Below are 15994 nucleotides of genomic sequence, written 5' to 3'. Positions count from 1 at the left end.
TCTCTCCCCGTTCGTGAGCGGCTAAGTTATCCAAGGTATATGACAGAACTGTTGAAGTTCTCCCCCCTCCCTAGTGCACCATGAGCGATACAAGAGCTATGCCAATGTCTGGCAATTGTCGACCAGCGGACATAAAGAAACCCGCAGTCCTGACGGGCTGCGGGTTTCTCTTCATACGAGGGCAACAAATGACTGCCCGGTCGTTTTTTCAATCAACTCAAGCTGTTACATCCGCACTCACTCTTTGTGCGGCGCGGGTTGCTGTTGGGTAAGGCAGTGAATATTGCCGCCCCCCAGTAACAGTTCGCGACCCGGCACCATCACCACTTCATGTTGCGGGAACAGGTTCTGCAGGATCTCGCGCGCCGGGGCGTCCATCGGGTCGTCGAAGCTTGGCGCGATGATGCCACCGTTGACGATCAGGAAGTTCACGTAGGAACCGGCCAGGCGCACGCTCGGGTTGCGCTCCTGAGTGCCGTCCACCGGGTCCACGCCAGCGCATTCTTCTTCGGTGGCAAACAGCGGCCCCGGAATCGGCATCTTGTGCACCGTGAACGGGCGGCCCTTGGCGTCAGTGCTGCTTTCCAGCACTTTCATCGCGGCCTGGCAGCGCGGGTAGTTCGGATCCTGCGGATCGTCAGTCCACGCCAGCAGCACTTCGCCCGGACGCACGTAGCAGCAGAAGTTATCCACATGGCCGTCGGTTTCGTCGTTGAACAGGCCATCCGGCAGCCAGATGATTTTGTCCACCGACAGGTTTTCACTGAGCACCGCTTCGATTTCTTCGCGGCCCAGGTGCGGGTTGCGATTGCGGTTGAGCAGGCATTCTTCGGTGGTGATCAGGGTGCCTTCGCCGTCGACGTGAATCGAGCCGCCTTCGAGCACGAAGCCTTCGGTGCGATAACGCGGGCTGCGCTCGATTTCGAGGATCTTGCCGCCGACCTGGGAGTCGCGATTCCACGGCGAATACAGGCCACCGTCAAAACCGCCCCAGGCGTTGAAGTCCCAGTTCACGCCGCGCACTTCGCCGCTGTTGTTGATCACGAAGGTCGGTCCGCTATCGCGAACCCAGGCGTCATCGCTGGACATCTCGACCACGCGGATATTCGGCACGTCGAGGCGAGCGCGAGCGTTTTCGTACTGGCCGGCGGACACCGCCACGGTGACCGGCTCGAAACGCGCGATGGCCTTGGCCACGGCGGCGTGAGCGGCCTGGGCCGGCTTGCCGCCCAGACGCCAGTTGTCCGGACGCTCGGGCCAGATCATCCAGGTCTGGGTTTGCGGTGCCCATTCGGCCGGCATGTAGAAGCCATCGGCGCGTGGTGTGCTTTTCAATGTGGTCATGTCGATCAGACTCCAGGGAACCGTCGAGGGTTTTCAACGCGCCGTACAGGGATGGACGACGGACTATGGCGACTTTATAAACGATAAATATCGGCTTTAGAAGCAAGTAATGAAAAACAATCGGAATTAACCCCTTAAAATACCGATACAAATCGGTATTCGAAGGTTGCGGATCGTTTCAAAGCCCTTCTTCAAGCACCTTCGCCAGCATGTCGACAAAGAAATCCACGCTCTGACGCGAGGTGACCATCGGCGGTTTGATCTTCAGAACGTTCAGGTAATCGCCGGTCGGCTGCATGAAGATCCCCAGCTCGCGCAGGCGATCACACAACAGCGTGGTTTCCTCGGTTGCCGGCTCCAGGGTTTCCCGATTGCGGATCAGCTCGACCCCCAGATAGAACCCCGAACCGTGCACTGCGCCGACCAACGGATATTGATCGATCAGCGCTTCCAGCCGCGCCTTGAAATGAGCGCCGACCACCTGGGCGTTTTCCCAGAGCTTTTCTTCTTCCATGACATCGAGCACCGCCATGCCGATCTGGCAGCTCACCGGACTGCCGCCGGCGGACGAGAAGAAATAGCCCTCGGCCTCCAGCGCCTCGGCGATTTCCCGGCGGGTGATCACCGCGCCCAGCGGCTGGCCGTTGCCCATTCCTTTGGCCATGGTGATGATGTCCGGCACTACGCCTTGCTCTTCGAAACCCCAGAAGAAATGGCCCATACGGCCATAACCGACCTGCACCTCATCGGCGATGCACACGCCGCCACGGGCGCGCACCAGTTCATAGACTTTTTTCAAGTAACCCGGCGGTAGCGAAATCCCGCCCGCATTGCCGTAGACCGGCTCGCAGATGAACCCGGCCAGTTGGCGTTTCTGCTCATCAATCTTCGCCAGATGATGCTCGACGCTGCGCACGTAATCCGGCGCCGAATCCGCGCCGCGAAACTCGCCGCGATAGGTGTTCGGCGCCGTCACCGCATGCACCCAGTCCGGGCGACTGCTCAGGGCTTGCGGGTTATCGGCAATCGAGGTCGAGACCGCGTCTGCGCCGACCGTCCAGCCGTGATAGGCCTCCAGCACGCTGATCATGTCGCGGCCACCGCTGGCGGCCCACGCCAGGCGGATCGCCAGGTCATTGGCCTCGCTGCCGCTGTTGACCAGGAACACCCGATCCATGCCCTCCGGCGCCAGCTTCAACAAGCGTTCGGAGAACTCGGCGACGGCTGCATAGTTGAATCGCGAGTTGGTATTGAGCAGCGACCACTGGCGGCCCGCGACCGCCGCCATGCGCGGGTGACCGTGGCCGAGCACCGCGACGTTGTTGAGCATGTCGAGGTAGGAGCGGCCCTGCATGTCGATCAGGTGATTGCGCCAGCCGCGCTCGATACGCGGCGGGTCGACGTAATAGTGTTTCTGGGTGCGGGCGAAACTGGCGTCGCGGCGCGCCAGCAGAGTCGCCGCGTCCAGCTCCGGCTCGGCGTCGCAGGCCAGGCCCAGCAGTGCGGCCGGCGAGGGGGACAACGCCTGCCACGCCAACGCGCGTGATGGTGTACAGAACAGCGGCGCTTCCAGCTGTGCGCCGCGAATCAATTGCACGATCAACGGACCGTCCACCAAACCTAGCACCTGACCTTTCACCAGCGCCGCGCCGCCGTGCAACGAAGGTTTCACCCCCCACAGACGCAGGCTCAGTTGCGGGCCGTCGAGTCGCAGTGCGCCGTCGGCCGACAGGTGCAGTACGCCAGCGAACGGCGCCTCCACCGTAGAACCTTTGGGTACATGCAATTCGACGTGCAGCGGGAACGTCTCTGGCTCATCGGCGCTGTCGAGCCGAGTGCGCGACAACCGGTATTGTCCGTATCGACTGGCCGCCAGACCGTGCATGGAAGCGGCCTCGCTCAACAGACGCTGATCAATGCCAGGCTGCTCCCAGTTGCCCGCCTCGAAGTGGGCGCTCAACACACCCAGATCGATCAACGCGAATTCGCGCCCGACCAGATCGGGCAACAACGGCGCAAAACCTTCACTGTCGATGGCCGGCAATGCCTGGCCGACCGCCGTGAGAATCGCCGCCTCCATCAACGCCAGCGGCACCGAGGTAGCGACCCGGAAGATCTCCCATTCATGGGTCAGGTTGTCGCGGCTGTAGGTGTTGCCCGGATCGATGCTGACCTGTTGCTCGCCGCTGAGCACCAGCACCGCGGCCCGCGCCACGATCAGCGGCCACAGCGCCAGCAGTTCTTCGTGTTGCAGCGGATTGACCACGTGATAGGCCTGCACGGCCGGCAGGATCACGAACGGGTCGCCGGCGGCGTGATGCAGCAATGCGGCGCAGGTGACCGACAGATCGGTGATGCGCCAGGTGCGCACCAGGTCGCCGAAATCGATAACGCCCTGCAACTGCCAGTGCCGTCGGGCGTCACGCTGCCAGACCACATTGTCGTCGGTGATGTCCATGTGGATCGCCTGTACCGGCAGCTTTTCCAGCAGCGGCTGCAAACGAAGCCTGGCCTGTTCGGCAGCCTCGGCGATCAGCGTGCGTTGGCGTTCGTCTTCGATGACCGGCAGCAGGTGCTCGATCAGTGAACTGGCGTGGCGCGCGTCCCATTGCAATGTGCGCTCGAGCCCCGGATGGTCGAACCCGGCCAGGGCCAGATCCATTTCGCCGCAGAGCCGGCCGAACCCGGCAACAACCTCATGGCCAAGATGATCGAGAGCCGTCAGTGGCTGGCCCTCGATGTAATCGAGCAGCCGCACATGCACCGATTCGCCCTCGACGTCCAGGGTCAGCAGGTCAGCACCGTTACTGGCCGCAATCACCCGAGGCACCGTCACCGCGCCGTGCTCGGCCAGGTACTTAAGGCCCGCATGCTGGGCTTGCAGCTCGACCAGCGAATAATCGCCCCGGCAGATCTTCAGCACGAACCGCCCACGCTCGCTGTCGACCCGGTAATTGAGATCCTGCTGGCTGCCCAGGGCCTGCAACGTGCCGTTCAAGTCGTAATGCTGCGCCAGCAGATGCCGGGCCTGCTCCAGCGAAACCTGAGGGCTGGGCAAACTGGCGCGATGAATCAACGTGGCGAACGACATGGAACGACCCCTGAAATTTTATTAGGCGCCTATATCGCCATTGGTTCGGGCGATAAGCAACCCCCAGACCATCCGTCCCCCGACAGGTTGCGAAGCAGGGGGATTTGCATGCCCCTCTCGCACCTACCGGCACTTTGCGCAAGAATGTCGGCCATTCAAACCTGCCACTGGAATATCCCCATGAATGTAATCCCCACTGACCTGCCTGGTGTCCTGATCATCGAACCCAAGGTGTTTGGTGATGAGCGCGGGTTCTTTTACGAAAGTTTCAATGCCAAGGCCTTTCAGGACGCCACCGGCCTCGACACGCAGTTTGTGCAGGACAACCACTCGCGCTCGCAGAAAGGAGTGCTGCGCGGGCTGCATTACCAGCTGGAAAATACCCAGGGCAAACTGGTCCGCGTCACCGCCGGCGAAGTCCTCGATGTCGCCGTGGATATCCGCCGCAGCTCGCCGCATTTCGGCAAGTGGGTGGCCGTGCACCTGTCCGCCGACAACCATCGCCAACTGTGGGTACCGGAAGGTTTCGCCCACGGTTTCGTGGTGCTGAGCGAGTTCGCCGAGTTCCTCTACAAGACCACCGACTACTACAACCCGTCGTCCGAGCGCAGCATTCGCTGGGACGATCCGGATCTGGGCATCGACTGGCAGCTGGACGAAGCGCCAAAACTGTCGGCCAAGGATCAGGCAGCCGGCCTACTCAAGGACGCCGACGTCTTTTCCTGAAGTCCTGTGTGAATCTTCAGCGCCGCTGCACACCCGGCCACGGGTGCGCAGACTGCGCCTGCAAGCCTAGGCATAATGCGCCTGTACCCACAGGCGCTCGATGCTCATGACTCCGACCCTTCCCCGCCGCCCTCGCTGGCGCAGCCTCGCCCTGCTGGCCCTGTGCCTGGCACCGTTGCTGTGGCCGCTGGAACACCTGGCCGAGCGCTATTACCGCAGCGAGCTGGCCGGTCAGAATCGCCAGACCCTCGACCTCTACGTCGCCAACCTGTTGGGCACGCTGCATCGCTATGAAGTGCTGCCGCAAATCCTCGGCGACCTGCCCGCGCTGCGCGCGGTACTCGGGGCGCCGGACGACGGCGTGACCCAAGGCAACGCCAACCGCCTGTTGAAAAACATCGCCGCGCAGACCGGCGCCGAAGTCATGTACCTGATGGACACCAACGGTCAGACGCTCGCGGCGTCGAACTGGGACAAGCACGACAGTTTTGTCGGCCGCAATTTCTCTTTCCGGCCGTACTTCAGCGAGGCCATGGCCGGCCGCCTCGGGCGCTTCTTCGGTCTGGGCACCACGTCCGCCAAGCGCGGCTATTTCTTCGCCGCAGCGGTGCGCAACGGCGAAAAAATCATCGGCGTACTGGTGATCAAGGTTGACCTGGACCACACCGAAAGCCTGTGGGGCAAAACCCCGGAACAACTGCTGGTGACCGACCACAACGGCGTGGTCATCCTCACCTCGCGCCCGGAATGGCGTTTTCGCGCGACCCGCACCCTCAGTGATGCCGAGCGCGCGGCGATCACCGCAATCCAGCCCTACCCGACCCGCGAGCCACGCCCCTTGAACCTGAGCCCGACCGCGTGGCTTCCGCAGACCCAGGAGATCGCGGAAACCGGCTGGAGCGTCAGCATCCTCGCCCCGCGTACGTTGATCGACCGACCTGTGCGCACGGTGGTGGCGATCGGCGGCGCCACCTTGCTGGTGGTAATGCTGTTGCTCGGCCTGATGATGCAGCGTCGTCGTCATTACCTGGAACGGATCGCCTTTGAAGCCAAGGCCCGACGGGAACTCGAAGGCCGGGTTGCCGAGCGCACGAGTGATCTCGAAGGGCTCAACCGCCGACTGAAACAGGAAGTACTTGAACGCGAACAGGCCCAGCAGGAACTGGTGCGCGCCCAGGACGATCTGGTACAGGCTGGCAAGCTGTCGGCGCTGGGGACGATGTCGGCGAGCATCAGCCACGAACTCAACCAGCCGCTGGCGGCGATCCGCAGCTACGCCGAAAACGCCGAAGTGCTGCTCGACCACGAACGCACCGAAGACGCACGAGGCAACCTCAAACTGATCAGCGAGCTGACCGGGCGCATGGCCTCGATCATCGCCCACCTGCGCGCCTTCGCCCGCCGCGACCGCCACGCCCCGGAAAGCGTGGCCCTGCAACCGGCGCTGGACGACGCCCTGGCGTTGCTTGCCAAACGTCGCCGCAGCATGGATGTCGAACTGATCCGCGACCTGCCGGCCGCCACCCTGTGGGTCGAGGCCGGGGAAACCCGTCTGCGCCAGGTGCTGGGCAACCTGCTGGCCAACGCCCTCGACGCCCTGACCGAAAAAGGCCCGCCGCGCAAATTGTGGCTGAGTGCCGAATCCACCGACGAAGGCGTCAACCTGTACATTCGCGACAATGGCCCGGGTTTCTGCATGGAAGCACTGGGCCGTGCCAGCGAACCGTTTTACACGACCAAGACCCGCACTCAGGGTCTGGGTCTGGGGTTGGCCATTTGCGAAACCCTGATGCGCGCCTTCGGTGGTGAACTGTCGTTCGCCAACCACAAGCAAGGTGGCGCCCTGATCACCCTGCGGCTGCGCGCCGGCGCGCCCGGGGTCAGCCTGCAACCGTCCGAGGATCGAAGCGCATGACCATCGACAACCGCATTCAGGTGGTGCTGATCGACGATGATCCGCACCTGCGTCAGGCCCTCGGCCAGACCCTGGATCTGGCCGGCCTGAAAATTCTTCCGCTGTCCGAGGCCAAGGGCCTGGCCGCGCAACTGGAGCGTGACTGGCCGGGCGTCGTGGTCAGCGACATCCGCATGCCCGGCATGGATGGCCTGGAGCTGTTGAGCGAACTGCACGCCCAGGACCCGGAGCTGCCGGTGCTGCTGATCACCGGCCACGGCGATGTGCCGCTGGCCGTACAAGCCATGCGTGCGGGTGCCTATGACTTTCTGGAAAAGCCCTTCGCCAGCGACGCCCTGCTCGACAGCGTGCGCCGCGCCCTGGCTCTGCGCCGTCTGGTGCTGGACAACCGCAGCCTGCGCATGGCCCTGAGTGATCGCAACGAGTTGAGCGCACGGCTGGTCGGTCAGTCTGCACCGATGTCGCGCCTGCGCGAGCAGATCGGCGCGCTGGCGGCGACCAAGGCCGACGTGCTGATCCTCGGCGAAACCGGCGCCGGCAAGGAAGTCGTCGCCCGCGCCCTGCATGATCTTTCGAGTCGGCGTAACGGCCCGTTCGTGGCGATCAACGCCGGGGCGCTGGCCGAGTCGGTGGTCGAAAGCGAATTGTTCGGCCATGAGCCCGGCGCCTTCACCGGCGCGCAAAAGCGCCGGATCGGCAAGTTCGAATTCGCCAATGGCGGCACGCTGTTCCTCGACGAAATCGAGAGCATGAGCATGGACGTGCAGGTCAAACTGCTGCGCATGTTGCAGGAGCGAGTGGTCGAGCGTCTGGGCGGCAATCAGTTGATCCCGCTGGACATCCGCGTCATCGCCGCCACCAAGGAAGACCTGCGTCAGGCTGCCGATCAGGGGCGATTCCGGGCGGACTTGTATTACCGCCTCAACGTGGCACCGCTGCGCATTCCGCCGTTGCGCGAACGAGGCGAAGACGCGTTGATGCTGTTCCAGCATTACGCCGACGAAGCCAGTGCCCGCCACGGACTGCCACCTCACGAACTGCAACCGGCGCAACGGGCGTTGCTGCTGCGGCACTCATGGCCGGGCAACGTGCGGGAATTGCAGAACGCGGCGGAGCGTTTTGCCCTCGGCCTGGAATTGGCCCTGGACAACACGCAGCCCGATGGCAGCCCCGGCACCACCGTCGAGATCACGGCAGGAGGGCTCAGCGAGCAAGTGGAAAACTTCGAGAAATCCCTGATCGCCGCCGAACTGGCCCGCTCTCACAGTTCCGTGCGCAGTCTGGCCGAAGCGCTGGGTATTCCGCGCAAGACCCTGCACGACAAACTGCGCAAGCACGGGCTGAATTTCGCGGGCAGCGGCGGCCATTCGGACGAATCCGAATGAACTTCACTCAATTCACTTTTCTGCCGCAAGAGGTCCGGGCATGAAGCACGACAGTCGTTATCTGGAATCCATTCTTCATCACGACATCCCGCTGACCCGGGACATGGGCCTCAAGGTACTCGACTGGCACGAGCAGCAATTGCGCCTGCACCTGCCGCTGGACGCCAACGTCAATCACAAGAGCACCATGTTCGGCGGCAGCCTGTATTGCGGCGCGGTGCTGGCCGGTTGGGGCTGGCTGCATTTGCGTTTGAAAGAGGAAGGCATCGAAGACGGTCACATCGTGATTCAGGAAGGGCAGATCAGCTATCCACTGCCGGTGACCGGTGATGCCATTGCGATTTGCCCGTCACCGAGCGCAGCGCAGTGGAAGAAATTTCTGACGATGTATCAGCGTTACGGACGGGCGCGACTGACGCTGCACACGCGGGTCGTCAATGCCGGGAGCGATGAGGATGCAGTGACGTTCAGCGGGCAGTACGTCCTGCACCGCTGAAAACTGAACACGCTTACGAGCGGGCAAGTTCGAGCAGCTTTGCCCGCCATGCTGCTTTCGCCGGCAACGCCAGGAAGAAACTGTTCAACAAAGATTCCCGAGCTGGATAACAGAACGCTGCGCCACTCAGGTCGAGCACTTCACCGCCCGCCCCTTCCAGAACGCCCTGCGCCGCCGCCGTGTCCCATTGCGAAGTCGGCGCCAGTCGCGGGTAACAATCCGCCGCACCTTCGGCCAGCAGACAGAACTTCAGCGAACTGCCGATGTTGGCCAGCTGCAACTCGCCAAGACTGGCGCTCAAACCGGCCAGCAAGTGTTCCTGCTCCGGACTCGAATGGCGGCGGCTGGCGACCACGGTGAACGCTTCGCCAGGCCCCGGCACATCACGCACCTGAATCGCCAGCGGCGTACCGCCCGTGTCGCCGCGCCAGGCACCGAGCCCAGCTCCGCCGACGTAGAAGCGTCCGTTGGTCGGCATCGACACCACACCGAACACTACCCGGCCGTTCTCGATCAGCGCGATGTTGACGGTGAATTCTTCGCTGCCGCTGATGAACTCCTTGGTGCCATCCAGCGGGTCCACCAGCCACCAGCGCTGCCAGCCTGCGCGCACGCTTTGCGGGATATTGGCGTCCTCTTCGGACAGCACCGGAATGCTCGGGTCCAGCGCCGTCAGGCCCGCCACGATCACATGGTGAGCGGCCATGTCCGCCGCCGTCACCGGCGAATCATCGGACTTGGCGGTGACGGCCACATCGGCACGCCAGAACGGCAGGATCGCCTCACCGGCCCGCAGGGCAAGTTCAACCACCGGCGCCATCAACGGATGGGGAAAATTCATCGGCATCTCACTCATGACTGGAAAAATCCGCGCTGGGTCAGCAGGTCGCGGGTCAGGTACAACGCCGCCAGGGCGCGTCCCTCACTGAAATTCGGATTCTGCGCCAGTGCCGACAGCTGTCGCAGATTGACTTTGTCTACACGCATCGGCTCGGGTTCGTCGCCTTCGAGACGCTCTTCGTACAGGTCGGTGGCCAGCACCACCTGGATTTTCTGGCTCATGTAACCGGGGGACAACGACAATTCGGTCAGATGCTCCAGCTGTCGCGCGCCATAACCGGCTTCTTCCTTGAGCTCGCGCTCGGCGGCAGCCAGCACATCTTCGCCGGGCTCGATCAGGCCTTTGGGCAGCGACAGTTCATATTCGTCGGTACCGCCGCAGTATTCTTCGACCAGCACCGCGTGCTCGGCATCGAGCATTGCCACGATCATCACCGCGCCATAGCCGGCGCCCTTGCCGACCAGTCGCTCGTAGGTGCGTTCCACGCCATTGGAGAAACGCAGCTTCAGCTCTTCGACGCAGAACAGCCGGCTGGTGGCGACGATCTCGCGGGCGAGTACGGTGGGTTTCTGGCGCATGCAAAGCTCCTTGGCGTGAACGCGCTACTATAACGCGGCTTTTCCGATTGTTTGCGTCGGATATCCTTCTACCGCTCGAGACGTTGCCATGCCTTCATTACCGTGGTCCGACATCGATACCGTTCTGCTCGACATGGACGGCACGTTGCTGGACCTGCACTTCGACAATCACTTCTGGCTGGAACACCTGCCGCAGCGCTATGCCGAACTGCATGGCGTGAGCCGGGTCATGGCGGAAATGGAATTGCAGCCGTTGTTCGAGCGCCATGCCGGTCAGCTGCAGTGGTACTGCCTGGACTTTTGGAGCGCCGAACTGAAGCTGTCAGTTCGCGAACTGAAACGGGAAACCGCCCACCTGATCGCCCTGCGCCCGGACGCCGACACCTTTCTGGAAGCGATCAAACGAGCCGGCAAACGCGTGGTGATGATCACCAACGCACACCGCGATTCACTGTCGCTGAAACTGGAACGCATCGAACTGGCGCCGTACTTCGAGCGGCTGATCAGCTCCCACGATTACGGTTTTCCCAAGGAGAACCCGCAATTCTGGGACGCGTTGCAGACCGACATCGACTTCGACCCGGCGCGCAGTCTGTTCATCGACGACACCTTGCCGATCCTGCGCAGTGCACGGAATTTCGGCGTGGCGCATCTGTTGGCCGTGAAGGAACCGGACAGCCGCAAAGGGCCGAAGGACACCGGGGAGTTTGCGGCGGTCGAGGATTATCGGGATTTGATTGCCGGGCTCTGATTGCCGGGCTCTGAAGACTGCAGGAGCCGCCAAAGGCTGCTCCCGCAGGCATGTTGTTACTCGGGAATACGCAGCGTCTGCCCCGGATAAATCTTGTCCGGGTGTGACAGCAGTGGCTTGTTGGCCTCGAAGATCTTGTTGTACTGGTTGGCGTTGCCATACACCGCCAGGGAAATTGCGCTGAGGGTGTCGCCCTTCTTCACGACCACAAAACGCGCCGCCGCCACAACCGGCCCGGTCACGGTGATCTGGTCATCGACGCTGCCGACACCGGCAATGTTGCCCACTGCCAGAAGAATCTTCTCTTTCTCTTCCTGGCTCGCCACTTCACCGGTAACGGTCACCTTGTCCCCGTCCACGGTTGCCTGGACATTCGGATTACCCAACCCGACCTTGCTGATGTGTTCCTTCAATTGCTCGCTGGCATTGGCGTTGCCGGGGGTCAGCAGGTCGAGCAGTTTCTCACCCGCTTCTTTCACAAAGCTCAAAAGACTCATGGCGCACACTCCTTGATTTGGGTTCCAGACGCCCAAGCCTAGACCACCCCGGACAAACCCGGTTCCAAGCCGACCAATGACCCTGCCGTCACTCAAGCGGTAGAATCGCCCACCCCTGCCAGCGCCCCGGAGCGAAGATGGACATCAAGCAGCTGAAATTCCTCATCGCCCTCGACGAAACCCGCCATTTCGGCCAGGCCGCCGCCCGCTGCCACATCACCCAGCCGACCCTGTCGATGCGCCTGCGCAGCCTCGAGGAAGAACTCGACCTGCCACTGGTCAACCGTGGCCAGCGCTTCGAAGGGTTCACCGCGCCGGGGGAACGGGTGCTGGCCTGGGCACGCACGGTACTGGCGGCCTACGACGGCTTGCAGGCGGAAGCGGCGGCCTGTCGCGGCAATCTGATCGGCACCCTGCGCCTGGGCGTGGTGCCGTTGTCGAGTTTCGATGCACTGCCGTTGATGCAACGCCTGCACGCACAACATCCAAACCTGCGCTTCGAACTGTCCTCGCTGAGCTCCGAACAGGTTCTGGAGCAACTGGCGAACAACCGCATCGACATTGGCGTGTCTTACCTGGACCGCCTCGACGGCGAGCGGTTTGAATCCCTGGCCTTCAGCGAAACGCAGATGGGCCTGCTCTACGACCAGCGGTTCTTCAACTTTGGTGAGGCACCGTTGAGTTGGGAATCGCTGATCGAACTGCCCCTGGGCATGCTTACCAGCGGCATGCACTTTCGCCAGTCCATCGACCATAACTTCCACAGTCGTGGCCTGACGCCGCAGCCGTTACTGCAAACCGACGCCGTTCACCAATTGTTGCAAGCGGTGCACGGCGGCTTGTGCTGTGCGGTGATGCCACTGGACGGCGGCCTGGAGAACCTGACCGATCATCTGCGCCTGCAACCCATCGAAAACGCCCAGACCCTCGCCCGACTGGGCCTGATCATGCGTCGCGGGGCACCACGATCGGCGCTGGCCGAAGCCTGTTTCGCGCTTTATCAAAAATCACCCACGGACACTTGATCGACGGCATCTATCGAGGGATCGACACTAGCGATTAGACGCGACATCTTGCCGCGCCTAGTCTTAACGTTGATCAATCCGTCGGTGATGCCATGAACGCCAAGCGCCCGGCCTGCGCGGCGCCTGCTCTCGAAACGCCCGCGCCAGCCGCCAGTCAGACCTACAGCTACAGCGATCTCCCCCTCGCGGAATCGGCCAGCACCGCGCTGGCCGAAGAAGTCGCGTTGGCGATTGCCTACAACGGCATCAGTCAGGCCGTGATGCTGGTGACGCCGACCGACCTTGAAGACTTCATCGTCGGTTTCAGCCTCGGCAGCGGCATCATCGAAGACGTTTCGGACATCTACGACCTGCAACTGAGCGACTCGGGCTCGGCGCAATATGCGCAAGTGACCATTGCCAACCGCGCCTTCTGGAACCTCAAGCAGCAGCGGCGGCAACTGGCCGGCACCAGCGGTTGCGGACTGTGCGGCGTGGAAGCGGTGGAGCAGGCGCTGCCTGACCTCAAGGTCTTGCCCGGTGCACCTTTGCCGCCCGCCGAATGGCTCGATGGTTTGCGTCAGCGTATCGGCGCATTCCAACCGCTGGGTCAGCATTGCGGCGCAGTGCACGCGGCGGTGTTCATGAACGCCAGCGGTAAATTGCTGCTGGGCCGCGAAGACATCGGCCGGCACAACGCCCTCGACAAGCTGATCGGCGGCCTGATCCGGCAAAAGATATCCACAGCCGGCGGCCTGGCAATTGTCACCAGCCGTTGCAGCCTCGAATTGATCCAGAAAGTCCTGCGGGCCGGGATTCAGACCCTGGTCAGCCTGTCCGCGCCCACCGGCCTCGCCGTGCAATGGGCCCGACGCCATAACCTCAATCTCATTCACCTGCCGCAGAAAAACGCGCCGCGGGTGTATAGCCCAGAAATGGAGAAACACCCGTGAGCCAACATCATCAAGCCGACCAGAAACCCGTTCCGCGCTACAAGCCTTACAAGGGCCCGGCCGGCGGCTGGGGCGCCCTGATCAGCGTGGCCCAGGCCTGGTTGACCAGCGACAACGCGCTGAAAAACCTGCGCATGATGCTCAAGACCAACCAGAACGGTGGCTTCGACTGCCCGGGCTGCGCCTGGGGCGACTCGCCGGAAAGCGGCATGGTCAAGTTCTGCGAGAACGGCGCCAAGGCGGTGAACTGGGAAGCGACCAAGCGCCGGGTCGATGGCAAATTCTTCGCCAAACACAGCGTCACCTCGCTGCTGGAACAGAGCGACTACTGGCTTGAATATCAAGGTCGTCTGACCGAACCGCTGGTGTATGACGCCGAAACCGACCGCTACAAACCCATCAGCTGGGACGATGCCTACGCGCTGATCGGCAAACACCTGCAAGCGCTGTCGAGCCCGGATCAGGCCGAGTTCTACACCTCGGGCCGGGCCAGCAACGAAGCGGCGTACCTGTATCAACTGTTCGTGCGCGCCTTCGGCACCAACAACTTCCCCGACTGCTCGAACATGTGCCACGAGGCCAGCGGCGTGGCCCTGGCGCAGAGTGTCGGCGTCGGCAAAGGCACCGTGACCTTCGACGACTTCGAACATGCCGATGCGATTTTCGTCTGGGGCCAGAACCCCGGCACCAACCACCCGCGCATGCTCGAACCGCTGCGTGAAGCGGTGAAACGCGGTGCCCAGGTGGTGTGCGTCAACCCGCTGAAAGAACGCGGCCTGGAACGCTTCCAGCACCCGCAGCATCCGCTGGAAATGCTCACCAACGGCGACAAGCCGACCAACACCGCGTATTTCCGCCCGGCGCTGGGCGGCGACATGGCGGTGTTGCGCGGCATGGCCAAGTTCCTGCTGCAATGGGAGCGCGATGCGCAGAAGGCTGGCGCACCGGCCGTGTTCGATCACGATTTCCTCAATGAACACAGCATCAACGTGCTCGAGTACCTCGGTGTTGTCGACGACACGCCGTGGGAGCAGATCGTCGAGCAGTCCGGCCTGACCCTGGTGGAGATCGAGCAAGCGGCGCGCATGTACGCCAAAGGCAAGAACGTGATCATGTGCTGGGCGATGGGCATCACCCAGCATCGCCACTCGGTGCCGACCATCCAGGAAATCGCCAACCTGATGCTGCTGCGCGGCAACATCGGCAAACCCGGCGCCGGTCTGTGCCCGGTGCGCGGCCACAGTAACGTGCAGGGCGACCGCACCATGGGCATCAACGAACGTCCGCCGGTGGCGTTCCTTGATTCCCTTGAACGCCGCTTCCAGTTCAAGGTGCCACGTCACAACGGGCACAACGTGGTCGAAGCGATTCACGCGATGGCCGAAGGTCGCGCCAAGGTGTTTATCGGTCTGGGCGGCAACTTCGCCCAGGCCACGCCGGACAGCCCGCGCACCTTCCAGGCCCTGAGCAACTGTGACCTGACCGTGCAGATCAGCACCAAGCTCAATCGCAGCCACCTGGCCCACGGCAAGGACGCGCTGATCCTGCCGTGTCTGGGCCGTACCGACATCGATATCCAGACCGAAGGCCCCCAAGCCGTCACCGTGGAAGACTCGTTCAGCATGGTGCACGCCTCCAACGGTCAGTTGCAGCCGCTGTCGAACCAGATGCGCTCCGAGCCGTCGATCATCGCCGGCATCGCCGCCGCGACCCTGGGCAGCAAACCGGTGGACTGGAACTGGCTGGTGGCCGACTACCGGCGCATCCGCGAACTGATCGCCGACACCATTCCGGGCTTCAAGGACTTCAACGAGAAGGTCAAGAACCCGGGTGGTTTCTACCTCGGCAACAGCGCCGGTGCACGCAAGTGGAACACCACGTCCGGTCGGGCCAACTTCAAGCCGAACATGCTGCCCAAGGACCTGATCCACGAGCGCACTCGCGCCACCGGCAAACTGCCGGATCTGATCCTGCAATCGATGCGCTCTCACGATCAGTACAACACCACGATTTATGGTCTCGACGATCGTTATCGCGGGGTGAAGGGACAGCGCGATGTGTTGTTTGCCAACGAAGCCGACATCATCCGTCTGGGCTTCAAGCCGGGACAGAAGGCTGACATCGTATCGCTGTGGGACGATGGTCGCGAGCGCCGGGTGAAGGGCTTCACGCTCTTGGCGTTCGATATTCCTGCAGGGCAGGCAGCGGCTTATTACCCTGAGGTGAATCCGTTGGTGCCGTTGGAGAGCACCGGCGATGGCAGCCATACGCCGACGTCGAAGTTCATTGCCATTCGCCTGGAAGCGGCGAGTGAAACGGGGTTGATCATGGCCAAGTCGGCCTGATTCTGATTGCTCCCACGCTCTGCGTGGGAGCGCAGCCGTAGACGCTCCGCGTCCGAAAGTCAGACTCG

Annotated in this window: 13 protein-coding genes; 8 read left to right on the top strand and 5 right to left on the bottom strand. The window is 62.6% G+C overall.

Annotation, left to right across the window (positions count from 1 at the left end; genetic code table 11):
• Window positions 1–237 precede the first annotated feature (237 nt).
• Together aguA and AC07Y2_RS05435 are read right to left on the bottom strand one after the other, a co-directional pair.
• Window positions 238–1344, bottom strand: a complete 1107-nt coding sequence (gene aguA / locus AC07Y2_RS05440) for an agmatine deiminase (RefSeq protein WP_007952634.1) — start codon at window positions 1342–1344, stop codon at window positions 238–240.
• 178 nt (window positions 1345–1522) lie between these two features.
• The gene (locus AC07Y2_RS05435; protein ID WP_103385579.1) at window positions 1523–4435 is read right to left on the bottom strand and encodes an aminotransferase; all 2913 of its coding nucleotides are present in this window, start codon (window positions 4433–4435) and stop codon (window positions 1523–1525) included.
• Window positions 4436–4615: 180 nt separating this feature from the next.
• Here AC07Y2_RS05435 and rfbC point away from each other — a divergent pair, with 180 nt between their 5' ends.
• The 4 genes from rfbC to AC07Y2_RS05415 all read left to right on the top strand — a co-directional run bounded on the left by rfbC (window position 4616) and on the right by AC07Y2_RS05415 (window position 8957).
• The gene (rfbC, locus tag AC07Y2_RS05430) at window positions 4616–5161 is read left to right on the top strand and encodes a dTDP-4-dehydrorhamnose 3,5-epimerase (protein WP_085667667.1); all 546 of its coding nucleotides are present in this window, start codon (window positions 4616–4618) and stop codon (window positions 5159–5161) included.
• Window positions 5162–5267: 106 nt separating this feature from the next.
• Window positions 5268–7076 (top strand): sensor histidine kinase, encoded by a 1809-nt coding sequence (locus AC07Y2_RS05425; RefSeq protein WP_039764746.1) that lies wholly within the window; start codon window positions 5268–5270, stop codon window positions 7074–7076.
• Window positions 7073–8461, top strand: coding sequence for a sigma-54-dependent transcriptional regulator (locus tag AC07Y2_RS05420; RefSeq protein ID WP_074689475.1), 1389 nt, complete (start codon window positions 7073–7075; stop codon window positions 8459–8461). The genes AC07Y2_RS05425 and AC07Y2_RS05420 overlap by 4 nt, the downstream gene beginning before the upstream one ends.
• Before the next feature lie 40 nt (window positions 8462–8501).
• Window positions 8502–8957, top strand: coding sequence for a thioesterase domain-containing protein (locus AC07Y2_RS05415; RefSeq protein WP_074689473.1), 456 nt, complete (start codon window positions 8502–8504; stop codon window positions 8955–8957).
• Between the two features lie 13 nt (window positions 8958–8970).
• Here AC07Y2_RS05415 and cysQ read toward each other — a convergent pair whose 3' ends face one another.
• Both cysQ and nudE read right to left on the bottom strand, forming a co-directional pair.
• Window positions 8971–9804: a 3'(2'),5'-bisphosphate nucleotidase CysQ gene (gene cysQ / locus AC07Y2_RS05410; protein ID WP_085667665.1), complete on the bottom strand. Its 834-nt coding sequence runs from the start codon at window positions 9802–9804 to the stop codon at window positions 8971–8973.
• Window positions 9805–9809: 5 nt separating this feature from the next.
• Complete coding sequence (gene nudE / locus AC07Y2_RS05405) at window positions 9810–10376, bottom strand: ADP compounds hydrolase NudE (RefSeq protein WP_085667664.1); 567 nt, start codon at window positions 10374–10376, stop codon at window positions 9810–9812.
• An 88-nt stretch (window positions 10377–10464) separates the two neighbouring features.
• Between nudE and yrfG the strand changes: the two genes are divergently transcribed.
• On the top strand, window positions 10465–11127 hold the full coding sequence (gene yrfG, locus AC07Y2_RS05400) for a GMP/IMP nucleotidase (RefSeq protein ID WP_039764613.1): 663 nt from the start codon (window positions 10465–10467) through the stop codon (window positions 11125–11127).
• Between the two features lie 56 nt (window positions 11128–11183).
• On the opposite strand, the gene lysM is transcribed toward yrfG, so the two are convergent.
• Complete coding sequence (lysM, locus tag AC07Y2_RS05395) at window positions 11184–11624, bottom strand: peptidoglycan-binding protein LysM (RefSeq protein ID WP_039764611.1); 441 nt, start codon at window positions 11622–11624, stop codon at window positions 11184–11186.
• Between the two features lie 137 nt (window positions 11625–11761).
• Between lysM and AC07Y2_RS05390 the strand changes: the two genes are divergently transcribed.
• From AC07Y2_RS05390 to AC07Y2_RS05380, 3 genes are all read left to right on the top strand, one after another.
• Window positions 11762–12649, top strand: coding sequence for a LysR family transcriptional regulator (locus tag AC07Y2_RS05390; RefSeq protein ID WP_085611192.1), 888 nt, complete (start codon window positions 11762–11764; stop codon window positions 12647–12649).
• Window positions 12650–12741: 92 nt separating this feature from the next.
• Window positions 12742–13581: a formate dehydrogenase accessory sulfurtransferase FdhD gene (gene fdhD, locus AC07Y2_RS05385; protein WP_103385578.1), complete on the top strand. Its 840-nt coding sequence runs from the start codon at window positions 12742–12744 to the stop codon at window positions 13579–13581.
• Window positions 13578–15926 carry an FdhF/YdeP family oxidoreductase gene (locus AC07Y2_RS05380; protein WP_103385577.1) on the top strand — a complete coding sequence of 783 codons (2349 nt, stop codon included), beginning with the start codon at window positions 13578–13580 and terminating at the stop codon, window positions 15924–15926. Before fdhD ends, AC07Y2_RS05380 begins: the two co-directional genes overlap by 4 nt.
• Window positions 15927–15994: the final 68 nt, after the last annotated feature.

The sequence above is a fragment of the Pseudomonas sp. GW456-12-1-14-TSB6 genome (genome assembly GCF_059424205.1).
This window is presented reverse-complemented; position numbering and strand designations above follow the sequence as displayed.